Raw genomic sequence first — 20,565 nt, 5'->3', positions numbered from 1 at the left:
ATCGTGCATCGTATTTGTCATGGTGAGATGCCGGCATCGCGCGTTCGCTCGCTGTGGCACGCGCACGCTGCTATGCTCGATCGTACCGGATCGATAAGAAGAAATCCGGAAGGGAGGCGAACATGATGTCGTCAGGTCATTCGAGGCGCAGCATTATCAAGGGAATCGGCCTTGCAGCGGCCGGCGGTGCATTCGGCGCGGCGCAGGCGGCAGTCGCAGTTCCCACCGAGGGCGAAATATGGAGCAAGGAATATTGGGCGAAGAAGGGCGACATCCCGCTGTGGATGTTCCGCAAGCGGATCGGCGCGCCGAAGCCGGGCGAGCCGGCGCGGCCCGTGGTATTCTTCGTCCACGGCTCGTCGGTGACATCGCGGGCATTCGACCTCACCGTGCCCGGCAAGGGCGAGTATTCGCTGCTCAATGTGTTTGCGCGCTACGGCTTCGATTGCTGGACCATGGATCACGAGAACTATGGCAAGTCCGGCCGCACTTCGGGCAATGCAGATATCGCGAGCGGCCTCGAGGATCTGAAAGCGGCGGTCGAGGTGATCGCCCGCGAGACCGGCGAGCGGCGATATCACTTCGTCGGCGAGTCCTCCGGTGCGCTGCGGGCCGGCGCGTTCGCGATGGCCGCGCCCGAGCGGATCGACCGGCTGGTGTTCGCCGCCTTCACCTACAAGGGCGAGGGCTCGCCGACTTTGGCCAAGCGGGCCGAGCAGCTGGCCTATTACCGCAGTCACAACATGCGCAAGCGCGACCGCGACATGATCCGCTCGATCGCGACCCGCGACCGACCCGGCACGTCGGACCCCGCCGTGATGGAAGCGCTGGCCGACGTCGAGATGCAGTTCGGCGACCAGATCCCGACCGGCACCTATCTCGACATGACGGCCAATTTGCCGGTGGTGCACCCGGACAAGGTGCTGGCGCCGGTGCTGCTGGTCCGCGGCGAATATGACGGGATCGCGGCGGTGCCCGATCTGGAGGAGTTCTTCAACCAGCTGCCGAACGGCGACCGGCAGTTCATCATCCTGCCCGGCACGGCCCATTCGGTGGCGCTTGCCATCAATCGCGAGCTGTTCTGGCACGTGACCCGGGCATTCCTGACCATGCCGACGCCGATCGTGACCTGATAACACACCGTCGTTCCGGGGCGTGCGGAGCACGAACCCGGAACCTCGAGATTCCCCGGTGCGCAATTGCGCACCTGAGGGTCGATGCTCCGCATCGCCCCGGAATGACGGGCTAAAATTTCTTACAGTGGATGTCGGAATCCGGCTATGCGGTTCGTCCTCGGGGCACAACCCCGCCAACTGGAGTGCCTCTCATGGCCAATCCCACAATGATCTTCGTCAACCTGCCGGTCAGCAATCTCGCCCGCGCCACCGCGTTCTACGAGGCGATCGGCGCCAGCAAGAACCCGCAGTTCTCCGACGACACCGCCTCCTGCATGGTGATCTCCGAGACGATTTTCGTGATGCTGCTGACCCACGACAAATTCCGGCAGTTCACGCCGAAGACCATCGCCGATGCCAAAACCACCAGCGAAGTGCTGATCTGCCTCTCGGCCGAGAACCGCGACGCCGTCGACGGCTACGTGACCAAGGCGAAGGGCGCCGGCGGCAGCGCCGATCCGTCGCCGAAGCAGGATTACGGCTTCATGTATGGCCGCAGCTTCGAGGATCCCGACGGGCACATCTGGGAAGTGATGTGGATGGACGTCGAAGCCGCAACCAAGGCGCAGGCCGCAGCGGCCACCGCCTGATCGTTCGGCCCCGGGGAGTTCGACTGCGCAGGGTGTACAGAGGCGCGTTTGCGTCCTGTCCACCATCCGCGCCGCGCTCGTCGTGGTGGCGAGCCTTGTCATCGGGCGCGCGTTCGCGCGACCCGTTGGCTTTGCCCACCCTGCGAACGTCTCGTCTGGCGAGCAGCTCTAATAGCTGATCCGCAGCCCGACGCCGCCATGGACCGTGTTGCCGACCGGCTGCGGTCCGGCGGTGCCGTTGAGGAAGATGTCGGCGACCCAGCCCTTGGTGATGCGGAAGCCGACGCGGCCGCCATATTCGAACCAGCCCTGGTTGCCGATCGTCGGCACGATGGTGCCGTCGCCGGTGACCGTGGCGACGATGCCGGAATGGGTAGCGAACGACTGCACCCAGCCGCCATTGATGTTGGTTTCGATGTTCGATCCGAACAGATGCGTCCACTGGCCACCGATCTTGACCAGGCTGGTGCGATCGGTGCCGTCGGCGATGGTGGCGTCGAACGGATTGAAGGCAACCGCGGGATCGCTGTAGCCCTTGACCCGTTGCCAGAGCTGCCAGACCTCGACCGAGGCCGCGACCTCGTCGCGTGCCGACAGCCGGTTGATCCAGCCCGCGCGGCCGTAGACGCCGTAATTCTCGCTCGAGGTCTGGCCGGTGACCGACACCGGGCCGAGGCTCGTGGCGTAGTTGCGGGTGTAGCGCACCTTCTCGGACGGCGAGAGGATGGTGCCGATGTCGAAGAACGGTCGCGAGGAGCCCCAGTCGACGAAGTCGTAACGCAGCGCGAACGCGCCGATCGGCGCGCTGGTGACGTTGTAGCCGCCCTCGCCATACCGCGTGTAGGCGATGCCGGCGAGCAGCGACAGATCCGGCGTGATGGTCTTGCGGCCATGGATGCCGGCCGAGAACGAACCGGCCGAGCCGAACGCGCTGATGCAATCGTCGCAATTGACCTGCTCGTTGACGCCGAGCAGCACCGATCCGAGCACGCGGTTGGTGATCATCTGGTTGAAGCGCTGGTCGGCGAGGCTGTTGATCGAACTGCCGCTCGACGGCGCGCCGCTGATCGGCGTCGGCGTCGGTGTGGGCGTTGGAGTTGGCGTCGGGGAAGGGCTCGGCGTCGGTGTCGGCGTGGGGGTCGGTGTCGGTGTCGGCGTCGATGTGGGAGTGGGCGTCGGCGTGGGGGTCGACGTGCTGCAGTTCGGCGACGGCACGAACGTGTCGCTCGAGGGAACAGACGTACAATTCGACGTTGGAGTCTGCGCCTGGGCCGGTGCGGCCAGTGCGTGCAGCATCGCGACCGCCAGCGCGATCATCAGCGCCGCCGACGGGACCACATGATGGATGCGGCGCGCCATGCTCACCGTCCGCACAGCATGCCGCTGGGATCGTCATTGACCGGCGGCGTCACCGGCGTCGCGTCCGCATACTGGGTGACGGTGCAGAGCCCTGCCGACTGGCCGCAGGTCGCGGCAAAGGTCCAGGGCGGGTTGTTGGTCTTCTGGATCGTGGTGCGGCCGCCGCTCGAGGTGATGATCGCGGTGTCGCCGGGCTGGGTCAGGTCGATGCACTGCCGGTTCGACGTGCACACCGTCGATCCGCCTTCCTGCAACACCACAATGGTCTTGCCGCGCTGTGACAGGATATCGAGCACCGTGCCGCGAACGCCGATGGTCGCAAGCGGCGTCGTGATCTTGTAGGCGGCCTTTTCCGAATGGCCGGTGACGAAGCGGAACGCGCCCGAGGTCAGGCGGATCGCCACGTCGCGATAGTGATGCTCGTCGTCGAACACGGTGCGATCGAGCTTGAGCGAGGCGTTCGGCCCGAGCGAGAGGTTGGTGCTGTCGGCCATCACCAGTCGCGCCGCGCTCTCGAGACCGGTGCGCACCGTCTCATCGCGCAGCAGCGCGTCGCCGACACTGATCGGCGTCGTCGCGGCCGCAACACGGAGGACCTCGTTCTTCACCATCGCCGCTTCGCCAACGCGACTTTGCGCCTGAGCGGGATGGGCCGTCAATGCGACGGCAAGGCCGAGTGCTGGCAGGAAGAAAAAGCGGCGAGGCGAATTCATTGCGATACCGATCAACTTAACCGCGTCATCGTACCGGATCGTGTGCGCATCTGATATTGTATATTTGTCACAACCTTCGCCGAGGTGATTGGATGGTTAGTGTCCGTCGATTCGACTACGTTCAACGGTGCGGACGTGAACGTGAGTTCCGATCACACACGTCACAGAGTCACACGCGTCGCGAACGCGCGTAGCTCACACTTCGCTCACACTCGTTCTCATCGTGCACGCCCATTGAGTACCGCAAGCAAATCGTCTGCTGTTGGCCGCCGCCCGGCCGCGCGTACGGCGATCGTTGCGGCCGTCATCTTCGTCGTTGCCCATGTCGTGCTGCTGCTCGGGATCACGACGCCCGACAAGCTCTATTTCGACGAGGTGCATTACGTGCCGGCGGCGCGGCAGATGCTGTTGCCGGTGACCGAGGGGCCGATCCTCAACCCGATGCATCCGCCGCTTGCCAAGGAGATCATCGCGCTCTCGATCAAGGCGTTTGGCGATGGGCCGCTTGGATGGCGTTATCCGGGTGCGTTGTTCGGGGCGCTGGCGCTGGTCGCGATCTATCTCGGCGCGTTCGCGCTGTTCGCATCGCAGGAGCGCGCGGTCGCCACCGTGCTGATCGCCTTCTTCAACCAGATGCTGTTCGTGCAGTCGCGGATCGCGATGCTGGATATTTTCGCGCTTGCCTTCTGCCTGTTCGCGGTCGCCGCCTTCATCCATGGTTTCAGACAGCAACGGCCGCACACCGCGTTCGCGCTGGCGGGACTGGCCGCGGGACTTGCGAGCGCCTGCAAATGGAGCGGCCTGTTCGTGCTCGCGACCTGCATCGCCATCGTCGCGGTGATCCGCCTGATGCAGGGCTGGCGTACGCGCTTTGCCGACGCCAGCGCGGAGGATTGGTACCGGCCGGAGCTGTGGCCGGACTTCAGGCTTCCGCATTTCATCGTCTGTTTTGTGCTGCTTCCGTCAGCGGTCTATCTGGCGACGTTCGTGCCGCTCTACGGTCTCTCATGGTCCGGCCTCGTCGAAGCGCAGCGCCGCATCTTTGCCGACAACACCACGACCGCGATCGCCGGCCACACCTATATGAGCTCGTGGCCGTCTTGGCCGTTGCTGGCGCGCCCGGTCTGGTTTCTGTTCGAGAAAGTTGATGACGACGCTTTCGCCGCGATCGTATGTCTCGGCAACCCGCTGGTGCTGTGGCCGGCATTGTTCGCGCTGATCGTCGCGCTGCGCGACTGGATCGTCGGGCGCGGCCGCACTGCGTTTCTCGTGCTGGCGTTCTACCTCGGCCCGTATCTCGCCTGGGCACTGCTGCCGCGCACGCTCGGCTTCATCTATTACTATCTGCCGGCGGCGACCACCGCGAGCTTCGTGCTGGTCCACGCCCTGACCAGCAAGGGCGCGCCGCGCTGGCTGTTGTGGGCTTTCGTGGCGGTCGCATGCGCAGGATTCGTCGCGATGCTGCCGGTCACCGCCGCCGGCATCGGGACCTCGATGGCGACCTTCAATCGGCTGATGCTGTTCCAGAACTGGATTTGAGTCTCGTGGGATCAATCGAACCGCCTGCCGGGAAGCGGCGGATCGTGTGCGGGCGATTACTGCTGCGCCGTCTTGGTATCCATGTTGACGACCTGCACGCGGCGATTGGTCGGGTCCATCGGCGCGTTCGGGTCCTTCGGCCGGGTCTTGCCGTAGCCGACGGTCACGAGGTCCGAGCCGTTCAGGCCGTAATGCTCGACCAGATATTTCTTGATGGTGTCGGCGCGGCGCTCCGACAGGTCCTGGTTGTAGGCCTCGCCGCCGATCGCATCGGTATGGCCGGCGACGACGAAGGTCGAGCCCTTCATGCTGGCATCCGACAGCGCCTTGCCGAGCTCCTGCACCGCCTCGGTCGAGCCCTTGGCAATGGCGGCCGAGTTGTAGTCGAAGTGAATCTCCAGATCGATCTTCGGCTTGCTGGCGGCGATGTCGGCGATCTCCTGGCGCTCGCCCAGTGACAGCGAGCGGGTCTGCCGGTTGCGAACGGTGTTGAGGAAGCTCGTCTCCCTGGCCGTCGCGGCCGGGTCGGCCGGCGCGCCGGAGAGGCTGCGGGTGGCCGACTTCGGCTTCAGCGCGTTGAGGATCTGGGCGGCCGGGACGGTATCGCTGCCGGCCAGTGCAACGCCCGCCGTCATCGACAGCGCAGCGCCGATTGTCAAAAGAGACAGGGAAAAGGAGCGGGTCATCGTTTTCGTCCTTAGATACGCGGCCAGCCGGTTTTGGCTTGCTGTCGTTTTGATGCCGGGAACCTAGGACTGGTTCAAAGTCCCGTATGTGATGTACATCACAGTGCGATTTTCTGGACCCTGTGCAGGCAGACGGCAACGGAGAGGGCGAGCAACATGGCCCACGTCAATCGCGTGCTTCGCTCGATCAATGACGAGGATGCCGCGCGCTGCGTCGATATCTTCGTTCGCCCGGACCGGACCATCGGCTTCGAGGAATACCGGCGGGACGTCGAAGACGGCAGCGGCTGGTTTCCGGTCGGCGGTCATGCGTCCCGGGTCTTCGACGAGGAGGGCGCAGCGCTCGCAGCGGCGATGCGGGACGTGCCCTGGCTGCAGCGGGTCGTCGGATCGGATTAGCCGGTCCTGGCGCGCGGCTGATTTCCCTCGTGCGGCTCTCCACAGCGCCGCGAATCTCACTACATTGCCGGGGCAATGCCCCGCGCCGCCGAACCCTTATCCCTGAACAATGCTGCCGCCCGCCACATCTGGCTGCGTGCGCAGCGGTTGGATACGCAGACGCCGTTCGGGGAGGGCGCGTCGGCGGTGGCGGCCGCCGTCGACCATCTCGGCTATGTGCAGATCGACACCATCAACGTGATCGAGCGCTGCCATCACCACATCCTGTTCACCCGGATCCCGGACTATCGCCGCGCCGACCTCAAGCAGGCGCAGAGCCAGGACAAGAGCGTGTTCGAATACTGGACGCACGCGTTGTCCTACGTGCCGTCCAAGGACATCAATATCTTCCTGCCGGCGATGAGGGCGCACAAGCGCGACGGCCATAAATGGTTCTCGTCGGTCACCCCGGCGGACACCCGCAAGATCATGCGGCTGCTGCGCGAGGGACCGCTGACCATCCGCGACATCGACGACGATGTGCTGACCGAGAAGGAGCATCTCTGGCAGAGCCGCAAACCCTCCAAGCGGGCGTTGCAGCTCGCCTTCTATGGCGGCGTGGTCACGATCAGCGAGCGCAACGGCATGCTCAAGACCTACGAGCTGATGGGCAGGCATTTCGGCTGGGACAAGCCGCCGAAGCCGGCGCCGGCCTCGGCCCGGACGGCCTATCTGCTCGACCGCGCGCTGCGCTCGCAGGGCATCGTCAGCCTGGATTCGGTCTGCCATCTGGACGCGCCGAGCAAGAAGGCGGTGCGCAGCCTGATCGAGGCGCGGGTGCGCCGCAAGGAACTGGTCCAGATCGCGCTCGACGGCGCCGGCAAGCAGGAGCATTGGGCGCGCCCCGAGGTGCTGGACGCGACCGGCGAGGGGAATCCGTCCCTGGTGCACATCCTCTCGCCGTTCGATCCGCTGATCATCCAGCGCAAGCGCACCGAGCTGTTCTTCGGCTATGGCCACCGCTTCGAGGCCTATGTGCCGAAGGAGAAGCGGCTGTTCGGCTATTTCGCGCTGCCGGTGCTGGTCGGCGACGCCATCGTCGCCGCGCTCGACCTCAAGACCGACCGGCAGAACAAGAAGCTGCTGATGCAGAAATGGAGCTGGGTCGGCAACGGCAAGAAACAGGCGACGCGCAAGGAGCTGAAGCGCCGCATCGAGGAGGAGCTCGACCGCTTCGAACGTTTCCAGCTGGCGGATTAGACGGCGGTCTAGCCGTCATTGCGAGCGAAGCGAAGCAATCCATGGCGCCGCAAGGCGAACAGATGGATTGCTTCGTCGCTATCGCTCCTCGCAATGACACCGTGGAAACCGGCTCGGGTTCCCGTTTGTGCTGTGTGCTATGAGTTTTTGCCATTGCCGAATGCCGGGCCACCCAATAATCGTCAAGGCAAGCAATATTCCGGGGGGATACAGATGAGCCAGACCGCGACCATCGCGCCCAGCAGCGGCGCCCGCAGCGAGGTCGAGACGTCGACCATCCGCGCGATCTCCTGGCGGCTGATCCCGTTCCTGATCCTGGCCTACTTCTTCTCCTATCTCGACCGCGTCAATCTCAGCTTCGCCGCCCTCACCATGAACGCGGAGCTGAAGTTCTCGCCGCTGGTGTTCTCGTTCGGTGCCGGGATCTTCTTCATCGGCTATTTCATCTTCGAGGTGCCGAGCAATCTGGCGCTGGAGCGGTTCGGCGCCAGCAAATGGATCGCCCGCATCATGGTCAGCTGGGGCATCCTCTCGGCCTTGATGGCGGCGGTCTATGACGAGCACAGCTTCTACGCGTTGCGCTTCTTCCTCGGCGTCGCCGAGGCCGGTTTCTTCCCCGGCATCATTCTCTATCTCACCTACTGGTATCCGGCCGAATATCGCGCGCGCTTCCTTGCCGCCTTCGCGATCGCCGTCCCGGTCTCGACCGCGATCGGCGCGCCGATCTCCGGGCTTCTGCTCGGGCTCGACGGCGTCATGGGCCTGAAGGGCTGGCAGTGGCTGTTCATCATCGAGGGCGTGCCCTCGGTGCTGCTCGGCATCGTCACCTGGTTCTATCTCACCGACCGGCCGGAGCGGGCCGACTGGCTCTCGACCGAGCAGAAGGCGTGGCTGAAGGCGAAGCTCGATGCCGAGGTGGCGGCCAAGCAGGCCGCCAAGCACTTCACGCTGTTCGAGGCGCTGTCTTCGCCGAAGGTGCTGGCACTGAGCGCGATCTATTTCGGCTTCGTCGCCTCGCTCTACGGCATGCAGTTCTGGCTGCCGCAGATCGTCAAGGCGTTCGGCCTGACCAACGCGCAGACCGGTTTCGTCACCGCAATCCCCTATGCGGTCGGCACCGTCGCGATGATCCTGTGGGCGCGGCGGTCGGACGCCACGCGCGAGCGCGTATTCCACGTCGGCGCGCCGCTGTTGCTGACCGCGCTGGCGCTCGCCGTCTCCAGCTACATCACCGATCCGACCACGACCATGCTCGTGCTGACGGTCGCCGCGATCGGCGTGTTCTGCACCTTTGCCGTGTTCTGGACGCTGCCGACCGCCTGGCTGTCCGGCACCGCGGCCGCCGGCGCGATCGCGCTGATCAACTCGATCGGCAACCTCGCCGGTTTCCTCGGGCCCTATCTGATCGGCTGGGTGAAGGAGACAACCGGCAGCACGTCGACCGGGCTACTGGTGCTGGCGCTGCTGCCGCTCGCGGCGGGACTGCTGGTGTTCCTGGGCAGCCACGAGACCAAGACCGAATTCGCGGCGGCGAAGTAGCGACCCGGAATCCGGAACCGGCACCCTCGTCGCCGGCTCGAACAAAAAGTCGAAAACAACCCCATGCACAGTGCGTAGCCCGGATGGAGCGAAGCGAATATCCGGGAGGTCGCCGACGTGACAATGGTCCCCGGATTGCGCTTCGCTCCATCCGGGCTACGTCCCCGCAAATCCCTGCCAATCCGAAGCCCACCACGGCCGACCTCACGAATTGGTTATCACTGACGAATATTGACATTCATCAGTGATAAATAGATAGTCTTCATCAGTCGTCAGCCGATGGAGATTTCAGATGTTCGTTCGTTCCGTTTTATCGAGCTACTACAGGCTCTTAACGGGAGCGTCGCTGGCTTTTGCGGTGTTCGCGCTGACCGGCTGCAACGAAAAGGCGGCCGAAACTGCCGATCCCGGACGCCCCGTTCTGGTGGCGACCGTCCATTACGAAGCTGAAACCCCTGAACGCAGCTTTGTCGGCACCATCAAGCCCCGTATCGAGGCCGATATGGGCTTTCGGGTTGCCGGCAAGGTGGCCAAGCGGCTGGTCGAGGTCGGACAGACAGTCGACGTCGACCAGCCCTTGGCCACCCTCGACGAGGTCGATTTGAAGCTGCAGGCCGAGCAGGCGGAGGCCGAGTTCAGCGCCGCCACCGGCGTGCTGGCGCAGGCCGCGGCCGCCGAGCAGCGCGCCAAGGACCTGAAGGCCAAGGGCTGGACCACCGATGCGGCGCTCGATTCCGCCAAGGCCGCCGGCGACGAGGCCCGGGCGCGGCTGAACCGCGCCGAGCGCTCGGTCGAACTGACCAAGAACTCTCTCTCTTATGCAACGCTCGTGGCCGACACCCGGGGTGTCGTCACAGCGACCATGATCGAGCCCGGCCAGGTGGTTGCCGCGGGCCAGGCTTCGATCCGTGTCGCCCGACTTGGCGAGAAGGAAGCTGTCGTCGCGATCCCAGAGACGCTTCTTGCTCGTGCCAGGTCGGGCGTTGCCACGGTGACGCTGTGGTCGGACGCGAAGAAGAGCTACGCCGCGAAACTGCGCGAGGTCGCGCCGCAGGCCGATCCCGCCACCCGCACCTATCTCGCAAAGTTCTCGCTGCCTGACGCCGACGAGGCCGTCTCGCTCGGCATGACCGCAACCCTGACCCTGGCCGACAAGGCGAGCGAGCGCGTCGCCAAGTTGCCGTTGTCGGCGCTGTACAGCCAGGGCGGCGATCCCTCGCTCTACATCGTCGACGACAAGGGCGACATCGCGCTGAAGCCGGTCAAGGTGAAGGCCTATGAGAGCAACAATGTCGTGATCTCCGGCGGCGTCGACGACGGCGCCAAGGTGGTCGCCCTCGGTGTGCAGAAACTCGATCCGAGCCAGAAGGTACGGGTCGTCTCGTCGCTGTCGTTTTGATTAATGTTCCGTCATTGCGAGCGAAGCGAAGCAATCCATCTCGCAGCAAGACAAGTGTGGATTGCTTCGTCGCTAACGCTCCTCGCAATGACGGCCGTGGCGGTAACGGTTTGGGGAATTGGAGTCTGACATGAAGCGCTTCAACCTTTCGGCCTGGGCGGTCAGCCATCCGACGCTGGTGCTGTTCCTGATGATCATCCTCGGCGTCGCCGGCTTCTTCTCCTACGAGAAGCTCGGCCGCGCCGAGGATCCGTTCTTCACCGTCAAGGTGGTGAACGTCTCGGTGATGTGGCCGGGCGCGACCTCACAGGAAATGCAGATGCAGGTCGCCGATCCGATCGAGAAGAAGCTGCAGGAACTGCCGTTCTTCGACAAGGTGCAGACCTATTCCAAGCCCGGCTTCACGGCGATGCAGGTCTCCTTCAAGGATTCGACCTCGCCGAAGGACGTGCCCTACCTCTTCTATTTGTTGCGCAAGAAGCTGGTCGACGTGCAGGGCGAGCTGCCTTCCGGCATCCTCGGCCCCGTGGTCAACGACGAATTCTCCGATGTCGATTCGATCCTCTATATGATGACCGGCGATGGCGCCAATTATGCGCAGCTCAAGAAGGTCGCGGAAGGTTTCCGCCAGCGCCTGCTGAAGGTGCCGGGGGTGACCAAGATCGACCTCTACGGCACCCAGGACGAGCGCATCTTCGTCGAGTTCTCGCATGCCAAGCTGGCGACGCTCGGCATCACGCCGCAGGCGCTGTTCGATTCGCTTGCCAAGCAGAACAACGTCACGCCCGCCGGCACCGTCGAGACGTCGTCGCAGCGCGTGCCGCTGCGCGTCACCGGCGCGCTTGACGGCGTCAAGGCCGTTTCCGAGACGCCGATCGAGAGCAACGGCCGCGTGTTCCGGCTCGGGGATATCGCAACCGTCTCGCACGGCTATGTCGATCCGCCGAGCTTCGTGGTGCGCCAGGAAGGCAAGCCCGCGCTCGGCATCGGTGTCGTCACCGCCAAGGGCGCCAACATCCTCGAGCTCGGCAAGGAGGTCCAGCAGGCCACCGCCGAGTTCATGAAGGCGGTGCCGCAGGGCATCGACGTCGAGCAGATCGCCGATCAGCCCAAGGTGGTCGAGCACGCCGTCGGCGAGTTCGTGCACTCCTTCGTCGAGGCGCTCGCGATCGTGCTGTTCGTCTCTTTTGCCGCGCTCGGCTGGCGCACCGGCATCGTGGTGGCGCTGTCGGTGCCGCTGGTGCTCGGCATCGTCTTCATCGTGATGAACGCGATGTCGCTCGATCTGCACCGCATCACGCTCGGCGCGCTGATCATTGCGCTCGGCCTGCTGGTCGACGACGCCATCATCGCGGTCGAGATGATGGTGGTGAAAATGGAACAGGGCTGGGACCGCATAAAGGCGGCGTCCTTTGCCTGGGAATCGACTGCGTTTCCGATGCTCACGGGGACGCTGGTCACGGCCGCTGGCTTCCTCCCCATCGGCTTTGCCAATTCGGCAGTCGGCGAATATGCCGGCGGCATCTTCTGGATCGTGGCGATCGCGCTGGTCGCCTCCTGGTTCGTCGCGGTGATCTTCACGCCCTATATCGGCGTCAAGCTGCTGCCCAACATCAAGGTGCACCAGAACCACGATCCGCATGCGATCTACGAGACGCGGATGTATCGGGCCTTGCGCAGCGTCGTGCAGTGGTGCGTCGATCACCGCATCAAGGTGGTGGTCGCGACCGTCGGCGTGTTCGTCGCCGCCATCGTGGGCTTCGGCCACGTCCAGCAGCAGTTCTTCCCGCTGTCGGAGCGGCCCGAGCTGTTCCTGCAACTGCGCCTGCCGGAAGGCACTGCCTTCAACGTCACCGAAAAGGCGGTGAAGAAGGCCGAAGGGCTCCTGAAGGACGACCAGGACATCCAGACCTATACGGCCTATGTCGGCCAGGGTTCGCCGCGCTTCTGGCTCGGCCTCAATCCGCAGCTGCCGAACGAGGCTTTCGCCGAGATCGTGATCCTCGCCAAGAACGTCGAGGCTCGCGAGCGCGTCAAGGCGAAGATCGAGCAGGCCGCCGCCGACGGCGCGCTGAACGAGGCCCGGGTCCGGGTCGACCGCTTCAACTTCGGTCCGCCGGTCGGCTTCCCGGTCCAGTTCCGCGTGATCGGGCCCGATGCCAACAAGGTGCGCGACATTGCCTACCAGGTCCGCGATGTCATGCGCCAGAACAAGAACGTCAAGGACGTCCAGCTCGACTGGAACGAGCAGTCGCCTTACCTCAAGCTCGCCGTCGACCAGGATCGGGCGCGCGCGCTCGGCCTGACCCCGCAGGACGTCTCGCAGGCGCTCGCCATGCTGATCTCCGGTACGCCGGTCACCACGATCCGCGACGGCATCGAGAAGGTCGGCGTGGTCGCCCGCGCGGTGCCGTCCGAGCGGCTCGATCTCGGCCGCGTCGGAGATCTCACCATCACGTCACGCAACGGCGTCGCGGTCCCGCTACAGCAAATTGCAAAAATCGAATATGCGCATGAGGAGCCGATCCTGTGGCGGCGCAACCGCGACATGGCGATCACCGTGCGCTCTGACGTCGTCGACGGCGTGCAGGCGCCCGACGTCACCAACCAGATCTCGCCGAAGCTCAAGGATATCCAGGCTCATCTCGAGCCGGCCTACCGGATCGAGCCGGGCGGGGCGTTCGAGGAATCCGCCAAGGGCAATGCGTCGATCTTCATCCTCTTCCCGGTGATGGTGATGGTGATGCTGACGCTCCTGATGATTCAGTTGCAGAGCTTCTCGCGCCTGACGCTGGTCTTCCTGACCGCGCCGCTCGGCATCGTCGGTGCCTCGCTGGGCTTGAACGTCGCCAATCAGCCGTTCGGCTTCGTGGCGCTGCTCGGCCTGATCGCGCTCGCCGGCATGATCATGCGTAACACCGTGATCCTGGTCGATCAGATCGAGAGCGACGTGGCGTCCGGCCTGACCCGGCGCGAGGCGATCGTCGAGGCCACCGTCCGGCGCGCCCGGCCGGTGGTGCTGACCGCGCTCGCGGCGATCCTCGCCATGATCCCGCTGTCGCGCTCGGCGTTCTGGGGCCCGATGGCGATCACCATCATGGGCGGTTTGTTTGTTGCGACTTTCCTGACCTTGCTGTATCTGCCGGGCCTTTACGCCCTCTGGTTCCGCAAGACCCTCGAGGAGAGCGGCCCCGAGCAAATCAATACTGCGCCGCAGCATGCCGGCGATGCGCAACGCGCATTTCCGCTTGCTGAAGCCGCTGAATAATTGAAGATTGAGCAGGCCAACATGACACTGATCCAGGAACATAGCGAAACCGACACCCGCGAACGGATTCTCGTGGTGGCGGAGCGCTTGTTCCGGCAGATCGGCTACCAGAAGACCACGGTCGCCGACATCGCCAAAGAGCTGCGGATGAGCCCCGCCAACGTGTATCGCTTCTTCGATTCGAAGAAGTCGATCCACGAGGGCGTGGCACGCAGCCTGATGGGCGGGGTCGAGGTCGAGGCGCAGCGCATCGCCCGGTCGGAAGGGCCGGCGGCGGCGCGCCTGCGCCAGATGATAACGACCATCAATCGGATGAACACCGAGCGCTATGTCGCCGATTCCAAGCTGCACGAGATGGTCGAGATCGCGATGCAGGAGGATTGGGACGTCTGCGTCGCCCACATGCAGCTGATCGGCCAGATAATCGGCGAGGTGATCGCGCAGGGCGTGGCCTCGGGTGAGTTCGAGGTCGGGGATCTGGAGGTCGCCGCGCTGTGCGCTTGCACGGCGATGATGCGGTTCTTCCACCCGCAGATGATCGCCCAATGCGCCACCAAGCCGGGGCCGACCATCGACCAGATGATCGATTTCGTGATCGCCGGCCTGTCGCCGCGCGCCCGCACCCATTGAGCGTCAGGGCTGACATTTTCGTCAGTTGACTCTTACGTCAATTATCTCATTCGTCATTCCGGGATGCGCCGCAGGCGCAGGCCCGGAATCCATACTCACGATCGTGGTTATGGATTCCGGGCTCGCGCTGCGCGCGCCCCGGAATGACGAGCGACTGATAATAGGAAAGAGCCACCGGTGACCGCGAAAGACCTGCATTTCTACGAGCCGAAGAACGGCCATGGCCTGAAGCACGATCCGTTCAACGCCATCGTCGCGCCGCGGCCGATCGGCTGGATCTCGTCGCGCGACAAGGCCGGCAACGTCAATCTCGCGCCCTACAGCTTCTTCAACGCGTTCTGCTACGTGCCGCCGATCATCGGCTTCTCCTCCACCAACTGGAAGGACTCCGTCGCCAACATCCAGGACACCGGCGAGTTCGTCTGGAATTTGGCGACGATGGATCTGGCCAGGCACATGAACGCGACCGCTGCGCATGTCGCGCGTGATGTCGACGAGTTCAAGCTCGCCGGCCTGACGCAGGTACCCGGCAAGCTCGTCAACGTGCCGCGCGTCGCCGAAAGCCCGGTGTCGTTCGAATGCAAGGTGAGCCAGATCGTCCAGCTGCAAGGCGCCGACGGCAAGAAGGCGGAGGCCTGGCTGACCCTCGGCGAGGTGGTCGCGGTCCACATCGACAAGGCCTTCATCAAGGACGGCGTCTACCAGACCGGCCTCGCGCACCCGATCGTCCGCGCCGGGCGGAGAGGAGACTACTTCGAGATCAAGCCGGAAAACATGTTCGAGATGGTCCGGCCGGATTGAGCTTGTCCGTCATTGCGAGCGAAGCGAAGCAATCCATCGTTCAGCGCATGGGATAGATGGATTGCTTCGCTTCGCTCGCAATGACGGAACCAGAAACCACAACAATGTGAAATTTCCGCCCGTGGTGATGAAAAACCGTCACTCGCAACCTCGGGGCGAGCAGTCTAACCTCCCGCGCGCCAGGCCGGATCAACGGCCGGCCAACAGAGTGGGAGGATGCGATGACACGCCACGAGCAGAGCGGTCAAAACGAAGACCGGCGCGATCCGAACGTTTCACGACGAACACTTGTCCAGGGGCTGGCGGCCGGAGCGGCCGCTGCCGCAGCCGGCGTCGGCAGTGCGCTGGCCCAGAATGCGCCCGCGCCGGTCGGGCCACCGACGACCATCACCAGCCCGCCGCGCGACTTCAGCCCGCGTGGTGCGCCAACCACCTATTTCTGGGACCCCGACATCATCGCGGTCGATCCGTCCTTCAACGATCTGGCCCAGCCCAACACGTCGATCAAGCGTCTCCACACCGGCCTGTTGTGGGCCGAAGGGCCGGCATGGAGCTCGCAGGGCCGCTATCTGCTCTGGAGCGACATCCCCAACAACCGGCAGATGCGCTGGTCGGAGGATGACGGCCATGTCAGCGTGTTCCGAATGCCGTCGAACTACTCGAACGGCAATTCGTTCGACTTCCAGGGCCGCCAGTTGTCCTGCGAACATCTCACCCGCCGCGTCACGCGCTACGAGAATGACGGCACCGCGACGGTGCTTGCGGACAATTATCAAGGCAAGCGGCTGAACTCGCCGAACGATATCGTCGCGCATCCCGACGGCAGCTACTGGTTCACCGATCCGCCCTATGGCGGCCAGCTTTATGAGGGTGAGCCGGATGCGGCGGGCGGCCCGGGCAATTCCGCCGGCAAGCTCAATCCGCGGATCGGCCAGCCGGCGGGCTTCGTGCCGGCCAAGCGCGAGCTGCCGACCAATTGCTATCGGATCGATCCCTCCGGCCGGATCGATCTCGTGGTCAGCGAGGACCAGGTGCCGGATCCGAACGGCATCTGCTTCTCGCCTGATTACAAGAAGCTCTACGTGGTCTCGACCGGCAAGGGCCCGGGCGATACCGGCGCGGGCGGCAAGGGCGACGTCTTCGTGTTCGATGTCGGCGCCGACAACAAGCCTGTTAACGGCAAGCGGTTCAGCGATTTCACGATCGACGGCGTGAAGTGCGGGCCTGACGGCATCCGCTGCGATGTCAACGGCAATGTCTGGTGCTCGAGCAATGCCGGCCGCGCGGTCGGCTACAACGGCGTGACGTGCTGGTCGCCGGACGGCAAGCTGCTCGGTCGTATCCGGCTGCCCGAGGTCTGCGGCAACATCACCTTCGGCGGCCCCAAGCGCAACCGCCTGTTCATGGCCGCAAGCCAGTCGCTCTACGCGGTCTATACCGCGACCCAGGGCGCCGGGCCGGCCTAGCTCGTCTTGCGTGGGGATGGCGTCCGCGCCATCCCCCGCTACCTGATTGTCGCAGCTCAGCTTTCGGAACTGAACGCGCGGCCTGCCGTTAACAAACGGCGGCTTGGCCGCGTCAATTTCGCTTTATTTGAACAGCGAAGTGTTCACCGGTGAACGGCACTTTCCGATAGGATCACTCAATCCGCGCCGCCGTTTCATGAGGACCCTCCATGAGCTTCCGCCGCGACTATATTACAAAACCGATCTTCTCCTGGGCGCGCGGCGTGCTGCCGACCATGTCGGACACCGAGCGCGAGGCGCTGGAAGCCGGCGACGTCTGGTGGGACGCCGATCTTTTCACCGGCAATCCCGACTGGTCGAAATTGCTGGCGTTCGCGCCGGCCAAACTGACCGACGAGGAGACGGCCTTCCTGCACGGTCCGGTCGACGAGCTCTGCACCATGCTCGACGAGTGGAAGATCAACTGGGAATGGCGAGATCTGCCGCCCGAGGTCTGGGCCTTCATCAAGGCCAAGAAATTCTTCGGCATGATCATCCCCAAGGAATTCGGCGGGCTCGGCTTCTCGCCCTACGCGCATTCCGAAGTGGTGCGCAAGATCTCGTCGCGCTCGTTGACCGCGGCCGTCACCGTGATGGTGCCGAACTCGCTCGGGCCGGGCGAACTGTTGATGCGTTTCGGCACCAAAGAGCAGCAAGACAAATGGCTGCCGCGCCTCGCCTCCGGCCAGGACATTCCCTGCTTCGGCCTGACCAGCCCGGAGGCCGGCTCCGACGCCGCCTCGATGATCGACAGCGGGATCATCTGCAAGGGCAATTTCGAAGGCCGTGAGGTGATTGGGCTCAAGCTGAATTGGCACAAGCGCTATATCACGCTCGGTCCGGTCGCGACGCTGCTCGGCCTTGCCTTCAAGGCCTACGATCCCGATCACCTCGTCGGCAATCAGGACGAACTCGGCATCACGGTCGCGCTGATTCCGACCCATCTGCCCGGCGTCTCGATCGGCCACCGCCACCTGCCGGCGATGCAGGTGTTCCAGAACGGCCCGAATTGGGGCAAGGACGTCTTTATCCCGCTCGACTACATCATCGGCGGTGAGGCACGCTTGGGGCAGGGCTGGAAGATGCTGATGACGGCGCTTGCCGCCGGCCGCGGCATCTCGCTGCCATCGCTGTCGGCTGCGGGTGCCGCCTATGCCGCGCGCACCACCGGCGCCTATGCCCGCATCCGCGAGCAGTTCGGCATTTCCATTTCCAAGTTCGAGGGCATCGAGGAGCCGCTGGCGCGGATCGCCGGCACCGCCTATCTGCTTGACGCCGCGCGGCGGCTCACCTGTGCAGCGCTGAACGAGGGACATCATCCCGCCGTCATCTCCGGGATCATGAAGCTCCACGCCACCGAGCGGATGCGGATCGCGATCGACGACGCCATGGACATCCATGGCGGCAAGGCCGTGATCGACGGGCCGCAGAATTATCTCGGCGGTCTCTACCGCTCGGTGCCGGTCGGCATCACGGTCGAGGGCGCCAACATCCTGACCCGCAATCTGATCGTGTTCGGGCAGGGCGCGATCCGCGCGCATCCCTATCTGTTGCAGGAGATGAACGCGCTCGGCGAGCCCGACCGCGACAAGGGCTTGACTGCGTTCGACACCGCGTTCTGGAAGCACGTCGGCCACAGCTTTGCGACCATGTTCCGCGCCTGGGGCCGCAGCTGGAGCTTTGGCCTGTTCGCCCCGGCGCCGGATGCCGGCGACGCGACAGAGTTCTATCGCCAGCTCTCGCGCTATTCGTCGGCATTCGCGCTGTGCGCCGACATGGCGCTGCTCACCCTCGGCGGCGCGCTGAAGCGCAAGGAAATGCTCTCCGCGCGCTTCGGCGACATCCTCTCCGAACTCTATCTGCTCTCCGCTGCGCTGAAGCGCTGGCAGGATGAAGGCCGGCAGAAGGAAGACCTTCCCGCGCTCGAATGGTGCATGGCGTCCGGCTTCAAGACCATCGAGAACCGCTTTGCCGAAATCCTCGCCAATCTGCCGAACCGCCCGGTGGCATGGCTGCTGAAATTCCTGATCCAGCCGTTCGGCGCCCGCGTCATCGGTCCGTCGGACCGCGTCGTGCATCTCTGCGCGCAGCTCGTGCTGTCGCCGTCAGCGGCACGCGACCGCCTGACGCCGGACCTCGCCTTTGTCGAGGACGACGGCGGCATCGCGCGGCTGGAAAAGGCCTTCCGGCTCGTCACCGAGGCCGAGGATGCGGCCAAGCAGCTGCGCGCGGCGCGGCTGCATGACTGGAAGGAGGCGGTGAAGAAGGGTGTCATCACCGAGGCCGACGGTGAGAAGCTCGCCGCCGCCCACGCGGCTGTCGCAAAAGTCATCGAGGTCGATGATTTTGCGCCGGAGGAGCTGTCCCCGATTTACAAGAAATCCGCCGACGTGCATCAGTTCTTCCAGGAGCTTGGTGAGCAGAGGGCGGCGAGCTGATGGCGCGACCAGTCTTTATCGTCGACGGCAGCCGGACGCCGTTCCTGAAGGCGCGCTCCGGTCCCGGCCCGTTCACCCCGGTCGATCTCGCCGTGCAATGCGGCCGGCCGCTGCTGGCCCGGCAGCCGTTCGCGCCCACCGCCTTCGACCAGGTCATTCTCGGTTGCGTCAACGTGATCGCCGACGAGATGAATCCGGCGCGGGTCGCGGCGCTGCGGCTCGGCATGGGCGAGCAGATGGTCGCCTTCACGGTGCAGATCAACTGCGGCTCCGGCATGCAGTCGATCGACACCGGCTACCGTTACATCCGCGAGGGCATCTCCGACCTGATCCTGGCCGGCGGCGCCGAAGCCTTGAGCCACGCGCCACTGGTCTGGCCGAATTCCGGCGTGCGCTGGTTTGCCGGCTTCGCCGGCGCCAAGGGGTTGGGCGCCAAGATCGCCGCGGCGCTGAAGGTGAAGCCGAGCTATTTCAAGCCGATCATCGGCCTCGAGCGTGGGCTGACCGACCCGATCACCGAGCTCAACATGGGACAGACCGCCGAGAAGGTCGGCCACCTCTTCGGCATCACCCGCGCGCAGTCCGATGCCTACGCCGCCGAGAGCCACCAGCGGCTGGCCAACGCGCAGAAGCAGGGCTTTCTCAAGGGCGAGGTCGAGACCGCGTTCTCGCGCGACGGCAAGTTCTACGATTTTGACGACGGCGTCCGCCCGGACTCGACACCGGAGACGCTGGCCAAGCTGAAGCCGGTGTTCGAGCGTCCGTGGGGCCAGGTCACCGCCGGCAATTCCTCGCAGATCACCGATGGCGCCTCCTGGGTGATCCTGGCGTCGGAGACCGCGGTGGCAAAGCACGGGCTGACGCCGAAGGCCGTCATCCTCGACAGCCAGTGGTCGGCACTCGATCCCTCGATCATGGGGCTTGGTCCGGTGCTGTCGGCGAGCGCGCTGCTCAAGCGCAACAGCATGACCTTGCAGGATGTCGAGACCTGGGAATTGAACGAGGCGTTTGCAACGCAGGTGCTCGGCTGTCTTGCAGCCTGGAACGACGAAAAATTCTGCCGCGAGATCCTCGGGCTCGATGGTGCGGCCGGCGAGATCGACCGCGCCAAGTTGAACGTCGACGGCGGCGCGATCAGCCTCGGCCATCCCGTCGGCACCAGCGGCAACCGCATCGTGCTGCATCTGGTCAATGCGATGAAGCGGCTCGGCACCAGGCGCGGCGTCGCCACCGAATGCATCGGTGGCGGGCAGGGCGGCGCGATGTTGATAGAGACGGTGTGATC

At 64.6% G+C, this 20,565-nt stretch carries 16 protein-coding genes; 13 read left to right on the top strand and 3 right to left on the bottom strand.

Features of this window, described 5'->3' with window-relative positions; genetic code table 11:
• Window positions 1-122 precede the first annotated feature (122 nt).
• Window positions 123-1,133, top strand: a complete 1,011-nt coding sequence (locus ACVW17_RS37005; protein WP_456798819.1) for an alpha/beta hydrolase — start codon at window positions 123-125, stop codon at window positions 1,131-1,133.
• Window positions 1,134-1,327: 194 nt separating this feature from the next.
• Window positions 1,328-1,765: a VOC family protein gene (locus ACVW17_RS37000; RefSeq protein ID WP_456798818.1), complete on the top strand. Its 438-nt coding sequence runs from the start codon at window positions 1,328-1,330 to the stop codon at window positions 1,763-1,765.
• Between the two features lie 168 nt (window positions 1,766-1,933).
• On the opposite strand, the gene ACVW17_RS36995 is transcribed toward ACVW17_RS37000, so the two are convergent.
• Together ACVW17_RS36995 and ACVW17_RS36990 are read right to left on the bottom strand one after the other, a co-directional pair.
• Window positions 1,934-3,124: a hypothetical protein gene (locus tag ACVW17_RS36995; protein WP_456798817.1), complete on the bottom strand. Its 1,191-nt coding sequence runs from the start codon at window positions 3,122-3,124 to the stop codon at window positions 1,934-1,936.
• A gap of 2 nt (window positions 3,125-3,126) precedes the next feature.
• The gene (locus ACVW17_RS36990; RefSeq protein WP_456798816.1) at window positions 3,127-3,837 is read right to left on the bottom strand and encodes a FecR family protein; all 711 of its coding nucleotides are present in this window, start codon (window positions 3,835-3,837) and stop codon (window positions 3,127-3,129) included.
• A 234-nt stretch (window positions 3,838-4,071) separates the two neighbouring features.
• Between ACVW17_RS36990 and ACVW17_RS36985 the strand changes: the two genes are divergently transcribed.
• Entirely contained in the window at window positions 4,072-5,376 is a 1,305-nt protein-coding gene (locus ACVW17_RS36985; protein ID WP_456798815.1) for a phospholipid carrier-dependent glycosyltransferase, read from the top strand.
• A 56-nt stretch (window positions 5,377-5,432) separates the two neighbouring features.
• Here ACVW17_RS36985 and ACVW17_RS36980 read toward each other — a convergent pair whose 3' ends face one another.
• Window positions 5,433-6,062 (bottom strand): OmpA family protein, encoded by a 630-nt coding sequence (locus tag ACVW17_RS36980; RefSeq protein WP_456749700.1) that lies wholly within the window; start codon window positions 6,060-6,062, stop codon window positions 5,433-5,435.
• 156 nt (window positions 6,063-6,218) lie between these two features.
• Between ACVW17_RS36980 and ACVW17_RS36975 the strand changes: the two genes are divergently transcribed.
• The 10 genes from ACVW17_RS36975 (at window position 6,219) to ACVW17_RS36930 (ending at window position 20,563) form a co-directional block, all read left to right on the top strand.
• Entirely contained in the window at window positions 6,219-6,461 is a 243-nt protein-coding gene (locus ACVW17_RS36975) for a hypothetical protein (protein WP_456749699.1), read from the top strand.
• A gap of 75 nt (window positions 6,462-6,536) precedes the next feature.
• A complete protein-coding gene (locus ACVW17_RS36970; RefSeq protein WP_456798814.1) occupies window positions 6,537-7,700 on the top strand; it encodes a winged helix-turn-helix domain-containing protein in 1,164 nt (387 codons plus the stop codon).
• A 213-nt stretch (window positions 7,701-7,913) separates the two neighbouring features.
• Window positions 7,914-9,239: an MFS transporter gene (locus ACVW17_RS36965; RefSeq protein WP_456798813.1), complete on the top strand. Its 1,326-nt coding sequence runs from the start codon at window positions 7,914-7,916 to the stop codon at window positions 9,237-9,239.
• Between the two features lie 292 nt (window positions 9,240-9,531).
• Window positions 9,532-10,638 carry an efflux RND transporter periplasmic adaptor subunit gene (locus tag ACVW17_RS36960; RefSeq protein WP_456798812.1) on the top strand — a complete coding sequence of 369 codons (1,107 nt, stop codon included), beginning with the start codon at window positions 9,532-9,534 and terminating at the stop codon, window positions 10,636-10,638.
• 130 nt (window positions 10,639-10,768) lie between these two features.
• Complete coding sequence (locus tag ACVW17_RS36955; RefSeq protein WP_456798811.1) at window positions 10,769-13,906, top strand: efflux RND transporter permease subunit; 3,138 nt, start codon at window positions 10,769-10,771, stop codon at window positions 13,904-13,906.
• Window positions 13,907-13,927: 21 nt separating this feature from the next.
• A complete protein-coding gene (locus ACVW17_RS36950) occupies window positions 13,928-14,536 on the top strand; it encodes a TetR/AcrR family transcriptional regulator (protein WP_456798810.1) in 609 nt (202 codons plus the stop codon).
• Between the two features lie 177 nt (window positions 14,537-14,713).
• Entirely contained in the window at window positions 14,714-15,337 is a 624-nt protein-coding gene (locus ACVW17_RS36945) for a flavin reductase family protein (RefSeq protein ID WP_456749693.1), read from the top strand.
• A gap of 221 nt (window positions 15,338-15,558) precedes the next feature.
• Window positions 15,559-16,803 (top strand): SMP-30/gluconolactonase/LRE family protein, encoded by a 1,245-nt coding sequence (locus tag ACVW17_RS36940; RefSeq protein WP_456798809.1) that lies wholly within the window; start codon window positions 15,559-15,561, stop codon window positions 16,801-16,803.
• 209 nt (window positions 16,804-17,012) lie between these two features.
• The gene (locus ACVW17_RS36935) at window positions 17,013-19,280 is read left to right on the top strand and encodes an acyl-CoA dehydrogenase (RefSeq protein WP_456798808.1); all 2,268 of its coding nucleotides are present in this window, start codon (window positions 17,013-17,015) and stop codon (window positions 19,278-19,280) included.
• Complete coding sequence (locus tag ACVW17_RS36930; RefSeq protein WP_456798807.1) at window positions 19,280-20,563, top strand: acetyl-CoA C-acetyltransferase; 1,284 nt, start codon at window positions 19,280-19,282, stop codon at window positions 20,561-20,563. Before ACVW17_RS36935 ends, ACVW17_RS36930 begins: the two co-directional genes overlap by 1 nt.
• Window positions 20,564-20,565 lie beyond the last annotated feature (2 nt).

Source organism: Bradyrhizobium sp. USDA 4473 (assembly GCF_054063335.1).
The sequence above is the reverse complement of the archived record's forward strand: the minus strand, read 5'-3'. Positions and strand labels throughout refer to the sequence as shown.